Source organism: Nonomuraea sp. NPDC003214, assembly GCF_053590035.1.
In genome coordinates this window covers 23,322-43,637 of the sequence record NZ_JBSFSX010000016.1, presented here as the reverse complement: position 1 = coordinate 43,637, position 20,316 = coordinate 23,322, and the positions used below count along the sequence as shown (strand labels likewise).

The following is a 20,316-nucleotide window of genomic DNA, read 5'->3' as shown; positions in this document are numbered from 1 at the left end:
CCTCGTTGACCGACACCCGCTGGCGTCCCGTCAAGCGGACCCGCACGTTCGAGGACGTGCTCGCGCAGATCGAGCACCGCATCTCCGAGGACGGCCTCACCGCCGGCGACCGGCTCCCCGCCGAGCGGCAGCTCGCCGAACAGCTCGGGGTCAGCCGGTCGTCGGTGCGCGAGGCGATGCGCGTGCTGGAGACGCTCGGCGTCGTGTCGTCCCAGGCCGGGCGGGGCCCCGACGCGGGCGCCGTGCTCGTCTCCCGTCCCGACACCGCGCTGACCGACCTGCTCCGGCTGCACCTCGGCCTGGCCGCCCTGGAGCTGCGCGAGGTCGTCGACACCCGGCTGATGATCGAACGCTGGGCCGCCGGCCACGCCGCCGCCGCCCGCGCCGACACCTCGGCCCTCGCCGCGGCCTACGAAGGGATGGCGGCGGCGCGCACGCCGGAGGAGTTCGTGGAGCATGACACCGCCTTCCACTGCGCGCTGGCCGACGCCTCCGGCAACCGGCTGACCGGGGCCATCATGCGGTCGCTGCGCGACTCCATGCGGCGCTACGCGGTCGAGGCCGTGGAACGGCTGGGGGACACCGCGGCGCTCCAGGCCGACCACGCGCGCATCCTCGCCGCCATCACCGGCGGCGACCCCGGCGAGGCCGAGCGGGCGGTCACGGACCACCTCGCCCGCGCCTACCCCTCGCTCTGACGGCGTAAATAGCTGGCGACGTCCGGAACGTCCTGGCTAGTCTCGCCCGGGTGATCCACGAGCATCCCCTGGCCTACCTGCTGGGCATCGAAGGGGCCGCCCTGCTGCGGTCCTTCACCGGCGGGCACGACCGCGCGTTCGTCGAGGCCCGCATCGCCGAGATCCGCAGGCTGCTGGACGACGAGGCACTGGCCGACGCCGCCGTCGAGGTCGCGCGGGTGGAGTCGGCCGAGGGATACCGCATCTGGTCCGGCACCTACGACGGGCCGAACGGGCTGTTCGACATCGACGAGCCCCTCGTGGCCGGGATCGTCGGCGAGCTGCCGCCGGGCGCCGCCCTGGACGCCGCCTGCGGCACCGGCCGGATGGCGGCGGCCCTCGCCGGGCGCGGCCACCGGGTCATCGGCGTGGACAGCTCGCCCGACATGCTCGCCCTGGCCCGCGAACGGGTGCCGCAGGGCGACTTCCGCCACGGCGAGCTGGACCGGCTGCCGGTGCCCGACGACGCCGTGGACCTCGTGGCCTGCTCCCTGGCGCTGACGCACGTACCGTCGCTCGGGCCCGCGATGGCGGAGTTCGCCCGGGTGCTGCGGCCCGGCGGCCACCTCGTGATCTCCGACATGCACCCCGAGGGGGTCGCGCGCGGCTTCGTCCCCACGGTGCGCCTGCCCGACGGACGACCCGGGCGGATCGCCACCTACCACCACCCGGTGGGCGACTACCTGCGCGCCGCCCTGGCCGCCGGCCTCCACCTCCGCGCCTGCGAGGAACCCCGCCTCCCCCCGGCCCCCAGCCCCGCCGAACCCCCCACCACCTCGGAGGCGGTCGCCAGGTGGGACGTCTGGCCCTGGATCCTCACCGCCCTGGTCCCCGAAGCCACCCAGGCCGCCAACACCGACCGCCCCACCATGATCATCTGGCACTTCACCCTCCCTGCCGAAACCCCCGCCCCCACCGACTGACGAGCACTACCGTTTCCGCTGGGGCGCACCCACGGATCGGAGGCCGGCCTCGATGCTCTTCAGCTTGGTGCGAGCGCAGCTTGCGGCATGCGCGATGGTCACGCTCATGACCGCGCCCGCCAGATGCGACGAGCAGGACCGCACCGGTGAGAGGGGGCGCGTGTCCGAACCCCGGTGCTTCATGGAGGTGCTTCATCAGACCGTCAGCGTGTCCGCGGCGGGGATCGGCGCCACCCTGAAGTACTGGTGCGACCTTCCGCCTGTCTTGCACCGGATCTCCCTTCGCCTGCAGACCCGGGACACCAACGGCCGTTGGGTGACAATGGACGAGAGGACCGACAGGAGGGTGCCCGTGCCGGAGCCGCAGACGCTGACGGTCGCAGTGCCGTGTTTTCCCGGGCTGTGGCGGGCCCGGGGGACGGCGGTGGGCGCCCTGCGGGCCGACGACGGACGGGTGCAGGAGTTCGAGCCCGCCCAGAAGGACAGCGCGGAGAGGCTGGTGTCCGCTGATGAATGCGGGATCGGCTGACTCGTGGAGGCGGCGGCGGGAAGCGTTCGGGCACTTGGCCGGGGTGCTGCGGTGGTGTCTTTCCGGCCGTACCCGGTCCGGGGTGACCGGGTACGCTCCGGCGCCCGGGTCGCGGTGGGCGGCCCTTCCGGCGGCGGCCCGGCAACTGGTCCGGCCGCGTCCGGTCCCGGCCCCGGCGGTCGAGCGGTGGGTGCTGAGCAGGGAGAGGGGCGGCTGGGTGGTGCGGCCCGCCGGTGGGGGGACGCCCGTCCACTTCACCGCCGCCATCTCCCAGGACGACCAGGAGGCCGCCTTCGACTGGGCCGGGGAGGTCGTGCCTCGGGCCGGACGTACGGCGATCAGTTACCGGTGAAGGCGGTCAGGTGGTCGGCGGCCCAGGTCGCGTAGGCGGCGGCGGGGCGGCCCAGGATGCGCGGGACCGTGTCGGTGACGCCCGGTGAGGCGCCGTCCCGGAGCATCGCCCAGCCCGAGGCGGCGAGGTCGGCCAGCACCGGGTCGGCGCCGGCGGCGACCATCTGGTCCCGGGCTGTGGCGGCCGGCACGTCGACGGTCTCCAGGGGGCGGCCGAGCAGCCGTGCCAGGGTCGCGACCTGGTCGGGGACGCTCACCATCGCGGGCCCGGTCAGGTCGTGGGAGCGCCCCTCGTGGCCCGGCGAGGTGAGGGCGGCGACGGCGACCGCCGCCACGTCGCGCGGGTCGACGACGGGGTGCGTGCCGTCGCCGGTGAAGTTCGGGATCGGCGCGCCCGTCCGTACGGCCTCGGCCCAGGCCAGCGAGTTGGACGCGAACCCGGCGGGCCGCAGCAGCGTCCAGGCCAGGCCGCCGGCCGCGACGGCGCGCTCGCCTGGCCGGTGCCAGGCGCCGGGGTCGGCGCCGCCGGTCGCGGCGACGGGAATGGTGGAGAGTTTCACCACCTTCTTGACGCCCGCCGCGCGGGCGGCCTCGACCAGGGCGAGGTCGTGAGCGGGCAGGGCGGGGCCGAACGCGGTGGCGAGGAACGCGGCGGTGACGCCGTCGAAGGCGGCGGCGAGCGAGCGGGGGTCGTTGTAGTCGGCGCGGACGACGCCGGCCCCGGCGGGGGCGCGTGCCGGGTCGCGGACCAGGACGCGGACCGGCTCGCCGCGGCCGGTGAGCAGGCGGGTCACGTGGCCGCCGATGGTGCCCGTGGCACCGGTGATCAGGATCATGGGTTCACCGTGCCGCCGCACCCGCCCGCGACTCTAGGAAGAATCGGCACATGAAGGACGCCGCCTCCCTCCACCTCTCCTTCCACGTCCGCGAGCCCGACACGGCGGCCACGGTGGCCTTCCGCACGGGCGCCGACGGCGCGGGCGAGCTGTACGCGCTCGGGCCCCGCACCCGGGCCTCCTACCTGGAGCCCAAGCTGGTGCCGCACTGCGTGACGGTACGGCTGCGGCCGGGGCGCGCCCGGCCGCTGCTCGGGGTGGCGCTGGACGAGCTCGCCGACCGGGTCGTGCCGCTGCGGGAGCTGTGGGGCGTACGGGCCGACCGGCTGGCGGACGAGCTGGCCGGGCAGGCGGGCGGCGACGGCTGGGAGCGGCGGGCTCGGGAGCGGATCGAGGCGGCGTTCCTGGAACGGCTGGCCGGGCAGCCGCGCGCCGAGCTGGACCGCGCGCACCTGGTGGACGCGGCGGGGACGCTGCTGCCTCGGGCCGGCGTGCGGGCGGTGGCGGGTGAGCTGGGGGTGAGCGAGCGGCATCTGCGTGACGTGTTCACGGCGGGCGTCGGGATGGCGCCCAAGCGGTTCGCCAGGATCGACCGGGTACGTCGGGTGCTGGGCGAGGTGTGCCGCCGGCCGGCCGCGGCGCTGGCCGCCGACGCGGGCTACTACGACCAGTCGCACATGACCGCCGAGTTCCGCGCGGTGATGGGGGTGCCGCCGAGCGCCTACCGGGCGGGCCGGCTGCCCGCGCCGGCTCCGTGCTCAGCCGCGTGAGTCGGCCACCCGGCACGACGCCCCGGAGCACGCGCGCATCCCGTCGAGCCGGGCGCGCAGCCGCGCCACCAGCCTCGGGTCGGCGTCCGCGGCCAGGTTGTGGAGCTGGTACGGGTCCGTCCGCAGATCGTACAGCTGCTCCTCCCCCGTCGCGTATCTGACGTACGTGTGGCGTTCGGTGCGCAACGCCTGGTAGGGCGGCACCGGGGTCTGCGCGGCCGAGGACCGCTTGGCCGGGCGGGCGAACTCGACCAGCACGTTCCTGCGCCGCGTGGCGGGCCGCTCGCCGCGCAGGAGCGGCGCCAGCGAGCGCCCCTCGGCGAACGGCGGCACCTCGGCCCCGCCGAGCTCGGCGAACGTCGGCGCCAGGTCCACGGTCGCGCCCAGCTCGCTGATCGTCGTCCCGGGGCGCACCCCGGGCCCGCGTACGGCCAGCGGCACCCTGATGGCCTCGTCGAACGGCGTGGTCTTGCCCTGCGCGAGCCGGTGCGTGCCCTGGTGGAAGCCGTTGTCGGAGCCGAAGAACAGGTATGTGTTGTCCAGTTTGCCGCTCTCCTCCAGGGCGGCGACCACGGCGCCGACGAGGTCGTCGACGCCGAGCATGGCGCGCATCCGGTTGCGGTGGCGCCGGTCGACGGCGGCGAGCTCGCGTTCGTCCAGCGGCGGCCGGGAGCGCAGCCAGAGGGGTTCGCGGCTCACGTCCTCCTGGTTGAACGACGGCGGCCGGGGCGCCCTGGCCCAGGCGAAGGCGTCGGTGTGGCGCAGCGCCGGGTTGGCCGGCAGGTGCGGCGCGATGGGGTTGAGGAACAGGAAGAACGGCCCCCGGGAGCCGGTGATGAAGTCGCGCGCCTTGTCGGCCAGCACGTCGGCGAGGTAGTCCTGCTCGCCCCAGCCGTACTCGGCCAGGTCGCCGTTGGCGTTGAGCCGGTAGCCGTACTCGTCGTACAGGTTGCGCACCGGGACGTGCCATTCGTCCCAGCCCGGCGGCACGTACGCGGCGGGGGCCGCCCGGTCCGGGTAGTGGTTGAGATACTTGCCCATGAGCGCGGTGCGATATCCGGCATCGCGCATCCAGGTGCCGATGGTGGAGCGTTCCCGGCCGAGCTTGTGAAAGCGCTCGAATCCACCCTCGGGGGGCGTGTTCGTCCAGACGCCGTGGCTGTGGACGTACTGGGATCTGAGGATGGAGGCGCGTGACGGGCAGCACCAGGAGTTCGTCACGAAGAACCGGTCGAACGACGCGCCCTGCTGCACGATATGGCGCGAAATATTGGGAAATTGCGCCAGATTTCCCGCTTCGAGGTCGTCCGCCATGACGAACACGATGTTCGGCCGCGACCCGCCGGAAACGACCACCGGCTCGGCTCCAGGCACCAGCAGAAGCAGGACGCACACCACATGCCGCAGACCCTTGAGCACGAAAGCACTCGTCCCCGGATGATCCCGCATTGACACCCGCACCCGCGCCACCCGTAAATGGAACTTGATTCGGGAGGCGCCTCATGAAGCTCGGCCTGAACCTCGGCTACTGGCAACGCCACGCCGACGACGCGACCGACTCGGTGCTCGCCGCCGAGCGGCTCGGCTACGACTCGGTGTGGACCGCCGAGGCGTACGGCAGCGACGTGTTCACCCCGCTGGCCTGGTACGGCGCGCGCACCACGCGCATCAAACTGGGCACCTCGATCGCCCAGATGTCAGCCCGCCCGCCGGTCACCACCGCCATGACCGCGATGACGCTCGACCACCTCACCGGCGGACGCCTGCTGCTCGGCATCGGCGCCTCCGGCCCCCAGGTCGTCGAGGGCTGGTACGGCCAGCCGTTCGCCAAACCGCTGGCCAGGACCCGCGAGTACGTCGACATCATGCGCCAGGTGTGGCGCCGCGAGCACCCGGTCACCTCCGGCGGCCCCCACTACCCGCTCCCCCTGCCGGGCGGCCTCGGCAAGCCGCTCAAACCCATCACCCACCCGCTGCGCCCCGACATCCCCGTCTACCTGGGCGCCGAAGGCCCCAAGAACGTCGCCCTGGCCGCCGAACTCGGCCAGGGCTGGCTCCCGCTGTTCGCCCTGCCCGGCAAGATCGAGGAGATGTACGGCCCGGCCCTCGCCGGCCGCGACCCGGGCTTCGACATCGCCGCCATGGTCATGGTCGTCATCTCCGACGACGTCCGGTCCGCCCTGGACGGGGTCAAGATGATGCTCACCCTCTACATCGGCGGCATGGGCGCCAAGCAGCGCAACTTCCACGCCGACATCATCGGCCGCATGGGCTACGCCGAGGCCGCCGAGCGCATCCAGGCGCTCTACCTCGCCGGGCGCAAGGACGAGGCGTTCCGCGCCATCCCCGACGAGCTCGCCGACGGCATCTCCCTGGTCGGGCCGCCGGGCCGCATCAAGGAACGCCTGGAACCCTGGCACAAGTCGCCCGTCACGACCCTGCTGGTCATGGGCCCCCGCGACGAGCCCTCCCTCCGCCTCACCCGCGACCTCGTCCTGAGCTGACCCCGCCGACCCGAGCCCTCCCCGCACGGAGCCCCGCCCGCCCAGGCCGGCCCCGGGAGGCGCCGTCCCACGACAGGCACGGACCCGGGAGGCGCCGTCCCACGACAGGCGTCCACCCGTAAGGCGCCGGCCCGGGAGGGACGTCAGCCGAGGGCGGCCAGGAGTTCCCGTTCGCGGGCGGCGCTGAGACCGGCTCGGCGCTCGCGGTCGAGGCCCTGCTCGCGCTCCCAGCGCAGGGTGTCGGCCAGCAGCTCGGCGCGCGGCCGGTGGGTGAGCCCGGCGGCGCGCGCGGCCGCCCCGGTGCGGGCCGACCAGCCCTCCCAGCCCGGCTCCGGCAGCCACATCGGCAGCGACTCGGGCCCCATGTACTGGCCCACGCCGTTGGCCACCAGCCAGTCGGAGCTCGCGGTGACGACCGGACCGGTGTGGCCGCCGACCGTACGGGCCAGCTCGATCCACTCCCCGAACGGCACCGTCGGCCCCACGGCGTCGAACGTGCCCGTGCCGCCCTTCTCGGCCGTGTCCAGCAGCCACGCGCTCAGGTCACGCACGTCCACGGCCTGCGTCGGGCTGTCCGGTTCGTCCGGGACCAGCATCGGGCCGAGCGGGTCGCGGGCCGCCCGCGCCACCCAGTAGCCGGAGCGCCCGCTGTGGTCGCCCGGCCCGCCGATGAGCCCCGCGCGGGCGACCAGCAGCCGGTCGCCGGCCGCCGCCGCCGACGCCTGCTCGCAGGCGACCTTCGCCTCGCCGTAGAGCTCACGGTCCACCTCGTCCCGGTCGGTGGGCGCGAGCAGCTCCGCCGACTCGTCCGCGCCCGGGGTGGCGTGGGAGGCGTACGCGTTGACGGAGGAGACGTACGTCCAGTGCCGCGCCCGCCCGGCCAGCGCGTCGAGCGCCCCGCGCACGAAGCCCGGCTGCCACGACACCTCGACCACCGCGTCCCAGTCACGCCCGGCCAGCCGCTCGTACGCCGCGGGGTCACGCCGGTCGGCGGCCACCAGCGTCGCCCCGTCGGCCACCTGCCCGCTCTCGCCGCGCGCCAGGCACGTCACCCGGTGCCCGCGTTCGATCGCCTGCCGCGACAGCTCCCGCCCCACCCAGGCGGTCCCGCCCAGTACCAAGATCTCCATTCCGCCATCCAAACACCCCACCCACCCCAAACCCACCCAGATTCGCCCACAGCGCACCCACCCACCACCCCGGCCCGGCGAAGGGAACGCCCCCGACGGCACCCCCTTCTCGGATGGGACTGGGCGGGACCGACGGGGCTGGCGGTTGGCGGGTGCTTACGGAACGACCCCTTACGGAGCCGGCGGCGACCTCGCGACGCCGAGCGGCCCACACCGCGAGCGGCCGGTCCGCCACGCCGGGGCCGACCGGGTGGGCGCAGCCGGGGCGCGGGCCACCCCCGAAGGCCGAAGGCCGAGGTGGCGGAGGAGCCGCCCGCCCGTTCGGCAGCCCGGCCAGGGTGGGCGGCCGGGGCGCTCGGCGGCCCGGGGCCCTTCTCCGAAGACCCGGGCGGTGGTGGAGCGGCCCCGCCCCGCGCGCAGCCGAGCGGGGGGCAACCCCGGTCCGACGTCCCGTGAAGGTCAGTCGGGGCGGGGGGTTGGGTCGGTGGTGACCGCGCGGAGGAGGGGGCGGCTGAGGGCGCCGGCGGCGAGGACGCCGGCGAAGCCGAGCCCGACGCACACCAGCAGCATGATCAGCCCGTTGGCGTTCGGGGCGCCGAACATGAACGGCGTGGCACAGAAGGCCCCGACCAGGATGGAGCCGCCGCCCATGACGGTGAGCGGGATGAGCGTCTCGGCCCGCCGGGCCCGGTCGAGCACCGTGAGGGGGGTGCCCGCGAGCCTGAGCAGCCCGTACGTCTGCCGCCGGTCCAGGATGGAGGAGGCGGCGGTGATGCCGGCGCTGGCGATGGCGACGAGGAAGGACACCGACAGCACGACGACGGTGCCGACGCCGATGTCGGCGAGGAGCTGGGTGCCGGTGTGGTCGTCGTCGGCGCCGGTGGTGACGGTGCGGCCGGGGACGAGACCGGCGAGCGCGGTGCGGCCGCGGTCGAGGGTGGCGGGGTCGTCGCGGTCGGCCACGGTGACGGCGACGACGTCGTCGGACTGTTTGACGGTGGCGGTGACGCCGGCTTCGCGGAGCCGGTCGCGGGCGTGTTCGGCGACGGTGGCGGACGAGCCTTCGGGGACGAGGACGCGGAGCTGCCCGGGGACGGCGTCACTGGTGAGCGCGCCGGGGCTGAGCAGGGCGAGGAACCCGGCGACGAACCCGGTGAGCGCGACGCCGCTGACGGTGCGCCAGGCCGAGCGGGGGTCGTCGACGAGCCGCCGGCCGGCCAGCAGCCGGGCGGGCCCGCGGGCGCCGCGGGCGGTGATGCGGCCGATGAGGGCGACGACCCACGGCCCGACCAGGTTGACGGACAGGAACGCGAGCCCGATCGCCGCCACGATGATCGCGATGCCGGTGTCGCGCCCCATCAGCGGGAACGCGGCGAGCGCGGCGAGCAGGACGAGGACGCGCAGGAAGCGCATGGCGGGCGGCGTCTCGCGTTTGGCGACGCCGAGCGGGCTGACCACGACGCGGCGCAGCCCGGCGACGGCGGACAGGCCGACCAGCAGGGGCACGGCGACGACGGTGGCGGCGAGCACGGGCGGGTCGGGCCACAGGTCGGCGGCGAACCAGGGGCCGCCGCTCATGCGGATGCCGGTCAGCAGCGGCAGGGCGAGGGCGTAGGCGACGGTGCCGGTGAGCACGCCGGCGAACGCGACGATGACGGCTTCGGCGACGGTCATGCCGACGACCTGGCCGGGGGTCGCGCCGACGAGCCGGAGGGCGGCGAGCCGCTGGTCTCGTCTGGCGACGGTCAGCCGGGCGGCGGCCCCGCCGAAGACGAGCAGCGGCACCACCATGAGCACGCTGCCGATGAGCGCGAGGATGCGGTAGCCCTGGGAGTCCATGGACGGCTCCCCGGCGAGGTCGGCGACGCGTACGGGGGCCTCGTCGGCGCCGCGTGGCGCGGTCATGACGGGCGCGTCGGGGCGCTGGCCGACGACGGCGACCAGCTCTTCGGGGTGGACGAGGGCCTCCTCGCCGAGCACGCCGGTCATGGCGGGGAAGCGCCCGGCGAGCTGCGCGGCGGGCAGTTGCTTGGCCAGGGCGGCGAGCGCGGGCGAGAAGTACGCCTCGCCGGGCGCGGGGAAGCGCGGCATGCCGGGCGGGACGGGCGGGGAGCTGCCGAGGGCGGCGAGGTCGACGATGACGATCTGCCGGTCGCGTACGTAGTCGAGCCGGGTGCCTTCGACGGCGACGGCCCGCTGCCCCTGGGCGGCGGGGACCGGGTTGCGCCAGGCGCCGCGCTCGCCCCTGTCCTCGAAGGCGAAGTTGGCGGTGACGGCGAACAGCAGCAGCGCGGTGGAGACCGCCACGGCGCCGAGGGTGAGCCAGGTGCCGAGCAGGCCGCGGCGGCCGCCGCCTTTGAGCAGCCGCCAGGTGAGTTCGAGGTTCACGCCGGGACCCCGCCCGTGAGGAGCTTGCCGTCACGGACCTCGACGGTGCGGTCGCACCAGGCGGCCACGTTCGGGTCGTGGGTGACGACGATCAGGGAGGCGCCGTTGGCGCGGGTCGCCTCGACGAGCAGGCGCATCGTGTCGTGGCCGGTGCTCTGGTCGAGCGCGCCGGTGGGCTCGTCGGCGAACACGACGGCGGGCTTGGTGACGAGGGCGCGGGCGATCGCCACGCGCTGGGCCTGGCCGCCGGACAGCTCGCCGGGCCGCCGCGTCTCCATGCCCTGGAGCCCGAGGGGCCCGAACCATTCGCGTGCCTGGCGGACGGCCTGGGCCCTGGCGACGCCGCCGAGCATGAGCGGGAGCGCGACGTTCTCCTCGGCGGGCAGCTCCGGCAGGAGCTGGCCGAACTGGAACACGAACCCGAACCGGGTGCGGCGCAGGGCGCTGCGCTCGCGCTCGCCCATGGCGTCGATGCGCTGCCCGAGCAGGTGCACCTCGCCGTCGTCCGGCTTCATGATCCCGGCCAGGCAGTGGAGCAGGGTGGACTTGCCGGAGCCGCTCGGCCCCATGATCGCCACCGCTTCGGCGGCCCGTACGGTGATGTCCACGCCACCGAGGGCGACCGTCTGCCCGAACCTCTTGGTCAGGGCCAATCCCGCAAGCACGTCGTTCATGCGGGCAAGCCTCCCGCCGGGGCGGGGTGCGGCGGATCGGCCTTGTGACCGGTTGCGCCTCGGCCGAACGGCTGATCCTAGAGTTGGGCCGTGACTATTCGGGTACTCATCGCCGACGACCAGCAGCTCGTGCGCACCGGCTTCCAGATGATCCTGGACGCCCAACCGGACATGGAGGTCGTCGCCGCGGTGGCCGACGGCGCCGACGCGGTCGCGGAGGCCAGGCGGCTCAGGCCGGACGTGTGCCTGCTCGACATCCGGATGCCGAGGCTCGACGGGCTGGAGGCGACCCGGGCGCTGGCCGGTCCGGGGGTGGAGAGCCCGCTGCGGGTGGTCATCGTCACCACGTTCGACCTGGACGAGTACGTGTACGGGGCGCTGCGGGCGGGGGCGACCGGGTTCCTGCTGAAGGACAGCGGGCCGACGCTGCTGGTGGAGGCGGTCAGGGCGGCGGCGAGCGGGGAGTCGCTGGTGTCGCCGTCGGTGACCGTGCGGCTGCTGCGGCATCTGGCGCAGCCGCAGCGCCGGGCCGCGCCGCTGCCCGAGCCGCTGACCGACCGGGAGCTCGACGTGGTGCGGCTGATCGCGCGGGGGCGGACCAACCAGGAGGTGGCCGCCGAGCTGTTCGTGTCGCTGTCGACGGTCAAGACGCACCTGGGCAGCATCTTCGCCAAACTCGGCGCTCGGAACCGGGTGGAAATCGCGGCTTGGGCGTGGGAATCGGGGGTCGTGAGCTGATTAACCGAGGTGCCCGCGGGATAGAAGTGAAGGCAGAACCTCAGCGCATGGCCCGGGGGGAGAACATCGTGCGCTTTGCCCAGGCACCGCCCGTCAAAGCGGCCAATGCCGTCTACCTCACGCTGGCCGCGCAGGTCGTCTCCTTGAGCGCTCTGGTCGTCTTCGAACAGGTGCGCGGGCGCAGCCTCGCCGCCCAGCTCGCCGCGTACGGTGGCCGCCCGCAGGGGGCCGACGCCGAGGCCGTGGTCGGGGCGGTGACGGCGTTCGCGGTGCTGATGATGCTGGCCACGGGCGCGACCGTGGCGGCCGGGGCCGCCTACGTCACCTGGCTGGTGCGCGCCCGGCAGGTCAACGACCCGGCGGCGACGACCGGGCCGGTGGCCGCCGCGTGGCTGATTCCCGGCGTCAACCTGCTGGCCCCCGCGATGCTGGTGCACGAGGTGTGGCAGGGCGCCCGCCCGCCCGAGGGCGAGCGGTGGCGCTGGCTGGCGCTCGTGTCGGGCTGGTGGGTGAGCTGGCTGACGGCGCTGGCCCTGATCACGATCGTGCTGCCGCTGGACGCCGCCGAGGGCGACCTGACCGGCCTCGGCGTCCCGCAGCTCGCCTGCGCCGCGCTGGCCGCGCTGCTGTGCGCGGCCACCGTGCGGCGGATCACCCGGGTTCAGCAGTCGGCCTGCGCGGAGCGTGAGGCTCCCGAGCCGGTGGCGGCGCTGGCGCCGTTCACGCCGCCGGGGCTCGGCAGCGCCACCTAGGACCCTTCGGCGATCTTCTGCAGCTTGTCGAGGGTCGCGCGCGGGTCGCCGGTGGGGGCGAGGGCGTTGCCCAGGTCGGCTGCCATGGTGCCGCGCAGCTCGGCCCAGACCGGCTGCGAGGTCGGGTCGAAGCGGGCCTTGGCCACCATGTCGACGTACGGGCTGACCTTGGGGTCCTTCCGCATGGCCTCGGTGGCGGAGGCGGTGGTCGGCAGCAGGCCCTCGACCTTCAGATACTTGGTGTAGTTGTCGACCTGGTAGAAGTAGTCGAGGAACTCGCGGACGAGCTGCTGGTTGCCGTCCTTCTTGAAGGCCATCAGATAGTCCTGGATGCCGTGCGTGGCGGGCTCGGCGCCGTGGTTGGTGGGGTGCGTGGTGGCGCCGTAGTCGATCTTCGCCTGGTCGACCTGCTCCAGGAAGGCGCGGGTGCCGAAGGAGGCGTAGACCATGCCGACCTTGCCCTGGGCGAACAGCGGCCAGGTGCCGTCGGGCCGGTTGGTCTGGCCGGGGTTCGGCTGGGTGTAGCCCTCCTGCGCGAGCGACTTGAGGAACTGCAGCGCCTCGACGCTGCGCTCGCCGTTGACGGTCCACTTGCCGTCGGTGCGCCAGTCGCCGCCGTTGGCGCGCACCCAGGTGCCGAGCTCGTAGTCGCCGGCCTCGGCGCCGAGCGCCAGCGCGTAGGGCACGTAGCCGCCGGGCAGCGCCTTGATCGCCTTCGCGGCGGCGCGGAACTCGTCCCAGGTGGCCGGGGGCTTGTCGTAGCCGGCCTCCTTGAGGATCTTCTTGTTGTAGTACATGCCGTTGACGGTGGCGACGAACGGCAGACCGTACTGGGCGCCGTCGTAGGAGGCGTTCTCGGCGAAGGACGGCAGGAAGTCCGACAGCACCTCCTTGGAGACGACCTCGTCGGCGCGGTAGAGCAGCCCGGCCTCGGCGTAGTCGGCGAAGACGTTGATGTTGAGCACGTCGGGGAACTGCTTGGTCTGCACCATGGTGTTGACCTGGCTCTGCAGGTTGCCCCAGTCGATGACCTGGAGGTCGACGTTCTTGCCGGGGTGCGCGGTCTCGAAGGACTTGATCAGCTCGTCCCAGTAGGGCCGGGTGCCCTCGGTGTACTGCGCGACGACCAGTTTGATCGACTGCTGGTCGCCGCCGCCACCGCCCGAGCCGCCGCCGCACGCCGCCGTCGTGAGGACGAGGCCGGCCAGCGCGGCCAGGGCGCCAAGTCGTGATCTTCTTCTGGTCATGTCACGCCAGTCCTTCTCTAGTCACTTGGTGCTGCCTGCGGTCAGGCCGCTCACCAGATGCTTCTCGATGAGCGCGAAGAGGATCACCGCGGGCACGATCGCCATGAGGGCCGCGGCGAACAGGTACTGATAGTTGGTCTCGTACAGGCCGATGAACTGCTGGACGCCGACGGTGAGCGGCACGCGGCCGGTGGCGGGGTCGTTGAAGAGGGTCAGGGCGATGACGAACTCGTTCCACACCTGGATGAACGTGAAGATCATCACGGTGACGAGGCCGGGGGCGGCCAGCGGGAGGATCATCCGCACCATGATCCGGAACCGGCCGAGGCCGTCCATCATCGCCGCCTCGTCGATCTCCACGGGGATCGAGCTGAAGTGCGCGTGCAGGATCCACACGGCGAAGGCCAGGTTGAAGGCGGAGTTGATGGCGATGATCACGCCGTAGCTGTTGATTCCGTCGACGAACAGCGCCTGCTGGTAGAGGCCGATGAGCAGCGCGACCGCGGGGAACATCTGCGTCACGAGGATCACGCCGAGGAACGCCGTACGCCCCCGGAACCTGGAGCGTGCCAGCACGTACGCGGCGGGCGCGGCGACCACGAGCACGAGCGCGGTGGAGACGAGCGCGACGGTCAGGCTGACGCGGAAGTAGTCGGCCAGCGGGATCTTGTTCCACACGTCGGCGTAGTTGGACCAGGCCCAGGTCCCGGGCAGGTAGTCGGCGGGGACGGCGAACAGCTCGGCGTCGGTCTTGAGCGAGCCCGACAGCATCGCGGCGTAGGGCGCGAGGAAGAACAGCGCCACGGCGAACCCCACGACCGGCAGGACGACGGGCCGCACGCGCCGCCAGGCCCGGCCCGCTCTGACCAGCGCGGGACTGCTCCGCCTGATCCGCACGGGACGGCGCGGGGAGGCGCCGGGACGCGCCACGGCGACGGCCGCCGCGGCGGAGGGAGCTGTGACCTTCGTGGGGCGCTCCTCGGTCGTCGCGGGGTTGCGGTGGGGCCGCAGCACCAGCACGAAGAGCAGGATGAGCAGCAGCAGGAAGACGACGTTGAGCACGCCGAGCGCCGCCGCCTCGCCGGAGTCGAGCTGGGCGGTGAACGCGATCTTGTACAGCCAGGTGACGGTGGTGTCGGCGTGGTTGCCCGACGTCTTGCCCATGATCACCCAGATCACGGTGAACGCGTTGAAGACGTGCAGCATGTTGAGGATCAGCGCGATCATCAGCGACGGCCGCAGGATCGGCAGCGTCACCCGGCGCCAGGTCGCCCACGCCCCGGCCCCGTCGATCTTCGCGGCCTCCAGCACGTCGTGCGGCACCGTCTGCAGTCCCGACAGCAGCACGTACGTGGTGAACGGCATCGAGGTGATGATGCCGACCGCCATGACGGAGTAGAGGGCGGTGGCGGGGTCCTTGTACCAGTCGACCGGGGCGGAGATGATCGACAGGTCCATGAGCAGCCGGTTGAGCAGCCCGTTGCCGCCCTCGTAGATGAAGCGCCACACGGTCGCGGTCATCACCAGCGAGGTCGCCCAGGGCACCAGCAGCGCTAGCCGGACGAACCTGCGGCCGAAGAACTCCTTGGACAGGAACTGCGCCAGTCCGAGCGAGAGCAGCACGGTCAGGCCGACGACGATGACCAGCCACAGCAGCGTGTTGCCGACGACGGTGCCGAGCGCGTCCTCGGCCAGGAGCCTGGCGTAGTTGTCGAACCCGGCGAAGCCCCTGACCAGCCCGATCCGGCTGATGTCCAGGAAGGACATGTAGACCATGTAGAGGGCCGGGAAGAGGACGACGCACGCGATGAGGACCGTGCTCGGGGTGAGCCAGCGCCAGGGGACGGTGCGATGCCACAGGTCGGCCGTTCGCTGCATCAGGCCGGCGCCCTCGGTGCGGCTCCTCATCTCACAGGACCTTTCGTCGACAGTGGGCGCAATGGTGTTCCACCATTTTGAGCAATGTCAAGCGATTGGCCGCAAATTCAAGCATCTTCAAGCAACGCCGCGCATGTACCGCTCACTGTCACGAATCGGGCGCCAGGCGACGAACATGCCTGGTCAGCCCGCTCGTCAGGTCGTCAGGCCGAACGTCTGCCGGTGCAGCCGCTCCAGGGCGATGACCACGGCGCCGCGCAGCACCGGGTCGCCCTCCACGGTGCCGGCGGCGACCTGGGTGGGCAGCGGGGTGGCCTCCCGGAGCCGCTCCTCGACCCGGGCGGCCAGCTCGGGCCCGCCCGCCCGGCCGATCTCGCCGGCCAGCACCACGAAGCCGGGGTCGAGGACGGCGCAGACGCCCTGGGCGGCGACCGTGACCCGCTCGGCCAGCTCGTCCAGGAACCGCGGGGTGGCCTGCCGCACGGCCTCGACCGCGTCGCCGTCGGGCAGCCCGTGCCGCGCGGCCAGCGCGCGGACGGCGGGCCCGTCGACGAGCTGGTTCAGCCTGCCGCCGCCGACGCCGGTCGGGGCGTAGGCGAGCTCGCCCGCCCCGCCCGACCTGCCCCGGTGCAGGCGGCCGTCCAGGATCACCGCCCCGCCCAGCCCCTCGCCGAGCGACAGCAGCGCGAACGTGTCGTGCCCGCGGGCCGCGCCCAGCCGGTGCTCGGCCAGGCCGACCAGGTTGACCTCGTTCTCCACCAGCACGGGCACGCCGAGCCGGGCGCGCAGGCCGGGCAGCAGATTGGAGTGCCAGGTGGGCAGCGCCTGGATGTAGGCGACGTCGCCGCTGACCGGGTCCACCACGCCGAGCGTGCCGATGACGACGCCGTCGAGGCCGCCGATCCGGGCGTCGGCCAGCGCCGCCGTGATGGCGTCGTAGACGAGCCTGTCGGGCTCGGCGGCCGGATCCTGGGGCAGCTCGGCGGTGCCGAGCTGGTGTCCGGTGACGTCGTTGACCGAGACGAGGATGCGGTCGGGACGCACCTCCACGCCCGCGACGTGCGCCCGGTCGGCGACCACGCCGTAGAGCAGCGCGTTGGGACCGCGCCTGCGGGTCTGCGCCTGACCGGCCTGGGAGATCAGGCCCGACTCCACCATGCGGTCGACCAGCTCGGCGACGGTCGCCCTGGACAGGCCCGTGCGCTGCTGCAGCTCCGCCCGGGACAGCGGGCCGTGGGACAGCAGCACCTCGTACGCCATCCGGTCGTTGATCAGTCGCGCGGTGTGCGGGGAGGCGGTGTGCATGGCGACTGTGTATCACACGGCCTCTTTCTTTCTGGATCCCATCCTGTTAATTTGCCGGGTATGCCCCTGTCGCTGTTCTTCTTCCTGGACGGCGTCGTCTTCGCCACCTGGGTGGTGCGCATCCCCTCCATCAAGGACCACCTGGGCGTCACCACCGGCGGCCTCGGCGTCGCGCTCATGTGCATGTCCATCGGCACCGGCCTGGCCATGACCGTGAGCGGGCGGCTGTGCGCGCGCTTCGGCACCCGGCCGGTCGTCCTGGCCGCGATCACCATGCTCAGCCTGGCCGTGCCGCTGATCGCGCTGCCCGGCACGATCGTGGCGCTGTGCGTGACGCTCGCGGGCACCGGGCTCTGCTACGGGGTGCTCAACATCGGGCTGAACAGCGCGGCCGTCGAGGCCGAGCAGGCCACGGAACGGCCGATCATGTCGATGCTGCACGGGCTGTGGAGCGCGGGCGGCCTCGCGGGGGCGCTGCTCGGCGGCCTGCTGGCCACCCTGCTCACCACCCTGCAGCACTTCCTGCTGGTGTCGGCCCTCGTCCTCGCCTGCACGGCCGTGCTCGCCCGGCCGCTGCTGCGCGGGCGGCTGCCCGCCGTGCGGCCCGCGCGGCCCGCGCGGGGCTGGCGCGGCGGGTTCGGCCTGGCCCTGGCCCTGTGCGGGGCGCTGGCCGGGTGCGCGGCCTTCGGCGAGGGCGCCGTGGCCGACTGGAGCGTGCTCCACCTGCGCGACGACCTGCACGCGGAGGCGAGCCTGGCGGCCTTCGGCTTCTCGGCCTACTCCGTGGCGATCGCGTTCGCCCGGCTGACGGGCAGCCACCTGGTGCGCCGGCACGGCCCGACGGCCGTGCTCATCACCGGCGCGCTGCTGGCGCTGGGCGGCATCCTCGCGGCCTCCTGGACGGGCTCGGTCGCGGTGGCGTTCGCCGGGTTCGTCGCGGTCGGGCTCGGGCTGGCGAACGTGTTCCCGCTGGCCATCGCGCAGGCCGGGGCGCTCGGCGGGCCCTCAGGCGTGAGCCTGGCCTCCACCATCGGGCACACGGGGATGCTCGGCGGGCCGCCGCTGATCGGCTTCCTCGCCGAGCAGATCGGGCTGGCGGGCGCGCTCAGCACCGTCGCCGTCACCTCGGGCGCCATCGTGCCCCTCGCTCTCTATTTCCGCACCGGAAGCTCACGAAAGGCACTGACATGACCGATCCGTACCGGACATTGCTGCCCGCTCCCCGTCGTGCGGCCGGCTCCGGGGGCACGTTCGCCCTCGGCGCCGTGCACGGCGAGCCCGCCCTGGTCGAGGCGGTCCAGTCGCTGCTCGGGCCGCTGCCCGTGGCCGCCGGGCCCGAGGGCGCGCTGTCCGTGCGCCTGGAGGCGGGCCGGCCCGAGTCCTACCGGCTGCGCGTCTCGGCCGGCGGCGCCGAGATCGTGGCCGCGGACCTCGCCGGGGTACGGCACGCTGTGCAGACGCTCAGGCAGTTGCGCGGCCCTGACGCGTACCGGGTCGCCGGGCGGGCCGGCGGCGTGGTGCCGTGCGGCGAGGTCGAGGACGAGCCCGCGCTGGGCTGGCGCGGCGGCATGCTGGACGTCGCCCGGCATTTCATGACCAAGCATACGTTGCTGCGCTATGTCGACCTGTTGGCCATGCACCGGATGAACCGCCTCCACCTGCACCTGACCGACGACCAGGGCTGGCGCATCGAGAGCAGGAAATATCCGGAGATCAACAGGCTGGCCACACACCGCCCCGAGAGCATGTCCGGCCACCACCACGGCCGGACGACCTTCGACGGCACCCCGCACGGCGGCTACTACACCCTCGACGACCTGGCCGAGGTGTCCGCCTACGCCGCCCAGCGCGGGATCGTCGTCGTCCCCGAGATCGACCTGCCCGGCCACGCCTCCGCGCTGCTGACCGCCTTCCCCGAGCTGGGCACCGGCACCCGCGAGGTGCTGCGCGGCTGGGGCATCTCGGCCGGGGTCCTCAAGCCGGTCCCCGCCGCGGTCAAGCTGGTGTGCGAGCTCCTCGACGAGCTGCTCACCGCCATCGACACCCCGTACGTGCACCTGGGCGGCGACGAGTGCGTCACCTCCGACTGGCCGGGCGACCCGGAGGTGGCCGCGCACATGGCGGCGATCGGCGCCAGGACGCCGGGCGACCTGCACGGCTGGTTCCTGCGCGAGATCGGCGCCTACCTGGCCGGGCGCGGCAAGCGCATGGTGGTGTGGGACGAGGCGTTCCAGACGGGCGGCGTGCTGCCCGACACGATCGTGATGTGCTGGCGCGGCGACGCCATCTCCCGGGAGGCCGCCGCCGCCGGGCACGACGTGGTCCGCGCGTCCACGTACCCGACCTACCTCGACTACGACCAGTCCGACCGGCCCGACGAGCCGCTGGCCATCGGCGGGCCGATCACGCTGGAGGACGCGGCGGCGTTCGCGCCGCTGCCCGCGTCGTGGACGGACGAGGAGCGGGCCAGGGTGCTCGGCGGGCAGTTCCAGGCGTGGAGCGAGTACATCCCGCACGAGCGGCACCTGGACTACATGGTGTTCCCCCGGGCCTGCGCCATCGCCGAGGCGGTCTGGTCGGGCGCGCCGGTCGGCTACGCGTCGCTGGTCGAGCGGCTGAGCGGGGGGCATCTGGCCCGGCTGGACGCGGCGGGCTGCGAGTACCGGCCGCTGGAGGGGCCGCGGCCCTGGCAGATGGGCGGCACCGGGGCGCGCGCCCACTCCTCGGAGGTGCGCACCACCCGGGAGCACTGGCAGGAGTGGGCCGCCCGGCTGCCCGACTCCGGCGTGGTCGCGGAGCCCACCGCCCACAGCGCCTGAGCACCGCACACGCCTGAGCACCACCCGCGCTTGAGCACCACCCGCGCTTGAGCACCTCCTGCGCTTGAACGCGACGGCGCCCACCCCGGAGGAGACCGGGGTGGGCGGCGAGGGCGCGGCTATCGGAGCCAGGGGGTGCGGCGCACGACCGGCAGCCCGCCCAGGCCGAACGTGGTCCCCGCGTCGGCCAGCGCCAGCCCGGCCAGCACGACGGCGTAGATCAGGTGGTCGTCCAGGAACGGGTTGGTGGCCAGCGGCAGCGCCGCCGCCCACATCAGCACGAGCAGCAGGCCGCCGGTGACCGCGGCGACCCGCAGCCCGACGCCCAGCACGAGCGCGCCGCCGAGCCCGAGCAGACCGGCCATGAACAGCCAGTCGACCCACGCCTGACCGGCGAGGCCGGCGAAGAAGCCGCCGAGCGCGTTCTCCCCGGCCCCCTTCAGGAACCCCGTCGTCGGGCTCCCGCCCGCGATCCACGCCTTGTCCGCCGGGGTGGCGAGCCCCCAGCCGAACGTCTTGTCCAGGAAGGCCCAGAGGAAGATCCAGCCAAGCGCGATCCGGGCGACCGCCCAGACGTAGTCGGCCGGGCGGCGGGCGCCGGCGGTGACGGTGTGACGCCTGACGGGCTGCTGCACATGGACGGCCATGACGGGCACCTCTCTGCGTGGATCGCTGTCGTCACGTCCCATCCCATCGGCTCCGGCCCGCGCCCGGCAGTGCCGCAAGGCCCGCCGT

Annotated in this window: 19 protein-coding genes; 10 read left to right on the top strand and 9 right to left on the bottom strand. The window is 73.7% G+C overall.

Annotated features, from left to right (window positions below; all coding sequences use genetic code 11):
• Positions 1-5 precede the first annotated feature (5 nt).
• From ACWDXC_RS37615 to ACWDXC_RS37600, 4 genes are all read left to right on the top strand, one after another.
• On the top strand, positions 6-698 hold the full coding sequence (locus ACWDXC_RS37615) for a FadR/GntR family transcriptional regulator (RefSeq protein WP_449990411.1): 693 nt from the start codon (positions 6-8) through the stop codon (positions 696-698).
• Between the two features lie 50 nt (positions 699-748).
• Positions 749-1,660, top strand: coding sequence for a class I SAM-dependent methyltransferase (locus ACWDXC_RS37610; protein WP_449990408.1), 912 nt, complete (start codon positions 749-751; stop codon positions 1,658-1,660).
• Positions 1,661-1,712: 52 nt separating this feature from the next.
• A complete protein-coding gene (locus ACWDXC_RS37605) occupies positions 1,713-2,189 on the top strand; it encodes a hypothetical protein (RefSeq protein ID WP_449990405.1) in 477 nt (158 codons plus the stop codon).
• 82 nt (positions 2,190-2,271) lie between these two features.
• Positions 2,272-2,541 carry a hypothetical protein gene (locus ACWDXC_RS37600; protein WP_449990402.1) on the top strand — a complete coding sequence of 90 codons (270 nt, stop codon included), beginning with the start codon at positions 2,272-2,274 and terminating at the stop codon, positions 2,539-2,541.
• Here the strand turns inward: ACWDXC_RS37600 and ACWDXC_RS37595 are convergent.
• Positions 2,528-3,376: an NAD(P)H-binding protein gene (locus ACWDXC_RS37595; protein ID WP_449990399.1), complete on the bottom strand. Its 849-nt coding sequence runs from the start codon at positions 3,374-3,376 to the stop codon at positions 2,528-2,530. The genes ACWDXC_RS37600 and ACWDXC_RS37595 overlap by 14 nt on opposite strands.
• A 50-nt stretch (positions 3,377-3,426) precedes the next feature.
• Between ACWDXC_RS37595 and ACWDXC_RS37590 the strand changes: the two genes are divergently transcribed.
• Positions 3,427-4,146: a helix-turn-helix domain-containing protein gene (locus ACWDXC_RS37590; protein ID WP_449990396.1), complete on the top strand. Its 720-nt coding sequence runs from the start codon at positions 3,427-3,429 to the stop codon at positions 4,144-4,146.
• Here ACWDXC_RS37590 and ACWDXC_RS37585 read toward each other — a convergent pair.
• Complete coding sequence (locus ACWDXC_RS37585) at positions 4,135-5,565, bottom strand: sulfatase family protein (protein WP_449990394.1); 1,431 nt, start codon at positions 5,563-5,565, stop codon at positions 4,135-4,137. The genes ACWDXC_RS37590 and ACWDXC_RS37585 overlap by 12 nt on opposite strands.
• Before the next feature lie 83 nt (positions 5,566-5,648).
• Here ACWDXC_RS37585 and ACWDXC_RS37580 point away from each other — a divergent pair, with 83 nt between their 5' ends.
• Positions 5,649-6,650, top strand: coding sequence for an LLM class F420-dependent oxidoreductase (locus tag ACWDXC_RS37580; RefSeq protein WP_219503852.1), 1,002 nt, complete (start codon positions 5,649-5,651; stop codon positions 6,648-6,650).
• A 143-nt stretch (positions 6,651-6,793) separates the two neighbouring features.
• Here the strand turns inward: ACWDXC_RS37580 and ACWDXC_RS37575 are convergent, their stop codons facing one another.
• The 3 genes from ACWDXC_RS37575 to ACWDXC_RS37565 all read right to left on the bottom strand — a co-directional run bounded on the left by ACWDXC_RS37575 (position 6,794) and on the right by ACWDXC_RS37565 (position 10,842).
• A complete protein-coding gene (locus tag ACWDXC_RS37575) occupies positions 6,794-7,780 on the bottom strand; it encodes an NAD-dependent epimerase/dehydratase family protein (protein WP_449990391.1) in 987 nt (328 codons plus the stop codon).
• Between the two features lie 459 nt (positions 7,781-8,239).
• Positions 8,240-10,168, bottom strand: a complete 1,929-nt coding sequence (locus ACWDXC_RS37570; RefSeq protein ID WP_449990388.1) for an FtsX-like permease family protein — start codon at positions 10,166-10,168, stop codon at positions 8,240-8,242.
• Positions 10,165-10,842, bottom strand: a complete 678-nt coding sequence (locus ACWDXC_RS37565) for an ABC transporter ATP-binding protein (RefSeq protein ID WP_449990385.1) — start codon at positions 10,840-10,842, stop codon at positions 10,165-10,167. The genes ACWDXC_RS37570 and ACWDXC_RS37565 overlap by 4 nt, the downstream gene beginning before the upstream one ends.
• Before the next feature lie 90 nt (positions 10,843-10,932).
• On the opposite strand from ACWDXC_RS37565, the gene ACWDXC_RS37560 reads away from it, so the two are divergent.
• On the top strand, positions 10,933-11,580 hold the full coding sequence (locus ACWDXC_RS37560) for a response regulator (protein ID WP_219503836.1): 648 nt from the start codon (positions 10,933-10,935) through the stop codon (positions 11,578-11,580).
• Positions 11,581-11,648: 68 nt separating this feature from the next.
• Complete coding sequence (locus ACWDXC_RS37555; RefSeq protein WP_308125707.1) at positions 11,649-12,332, top strand: DUF4328 domain-containing protein; 684 nt, start codon at positions 11,649-11,651, stop codon at positions 12,330-12,332.
• Here ACWDXC_RS37555 and ACWDXC_RS37550 read toward each other — a convergent pair.
• The 3 genes from ACWDXC_RS37550 to ACWDXC_RS37540 form a co-directional block, all read right to left on the bottom strand.
• Positions 12,329-13,579 carry an extracellular solute-binding protein gene (locus ACWDXC_RS37550; protein WP_219503830.1) on the bottom strand — a complete coding sequence of 417 codons (1,251 nt, stop codon included), beginning with the start codon at positions 13,577-13,579 and terminating at the stop codon, positions 12,329-12,331. The genes ACWDXC_RS37555 and ACWDXC_RS37550 overlap by 4 nt on opposite strands.
• Positions 13,580-13,600: 21 nt before the next feature.
• Positions 13,601-15,487, bottom strand: coding sequence for an ABC transporter permease (locus ACWDXC_RS37545; protein ID WP_449990381.1), 1,887 nt, complete (start codon positions 15,485-15,487; stop codon positions 13,601-13,603).
• A 165-nt stretch (positions 15,488-15,652) separates the two neighbouring features.
• Positions 15,653-16,762, bottom strand: a complete 1,110-nt coding sequence (locus tag ACWDXC_RS37540; protein WP_449990379.1) for an ROK family transcriptional regulator — start codon at positions 16,760-16,762, stop codon at positions 15,653-15,655.
• Positions 16,763-16,822: 60 nt separating this feature from the next.
• Here ACWDXC_RS37540 and ACWDXC_RS37535 point away from each other — a divergent pair, with 60 nt between their 5' ends.
• Positions 16,823-17,953, top strand: coding sequence for an MFS transporter (locus ACWDXC_RS37535; RefSeq protein ID WP_449990376.1), 1,131 nt, complete (start codon positions 16,823-16,825; stop codon positions 17,951-17,953).
• Complete coding sequence (locus ACWDXC_RS37530; RefSeq protein ID WP_449990373.1) at positions 17,950-19,581, top strand: beta-N-acetylhexosaminidase; 1,632 nt, start codon at positions 17,950-17,952, stop codon at positions 19,579-19,581. The genes ACWDXC_RS37535 and ACWDXC_RS37530 overlap by 4 nt, the downstream gene beginning before the upstream one ends.
• Before the next feature lie 119 nt (positions 19,582-19,700).
• Here ACWDXC_RS37530 and ACWDXC_RS37525 read toward each other — a convergent pair whose 3' ends face one another.
• A complete protein-coding gene (locus ACWDXC_RS37525) occupies positions 19,701-20,228 on the bottom strand; it encodes a hypothetical protein (protein WP_449990371.1) in 528 nt (175 codons plus the stop codon).
• Between the last annotated feature and the right edge of the window lie 88 nt (positions 20,229-20,316).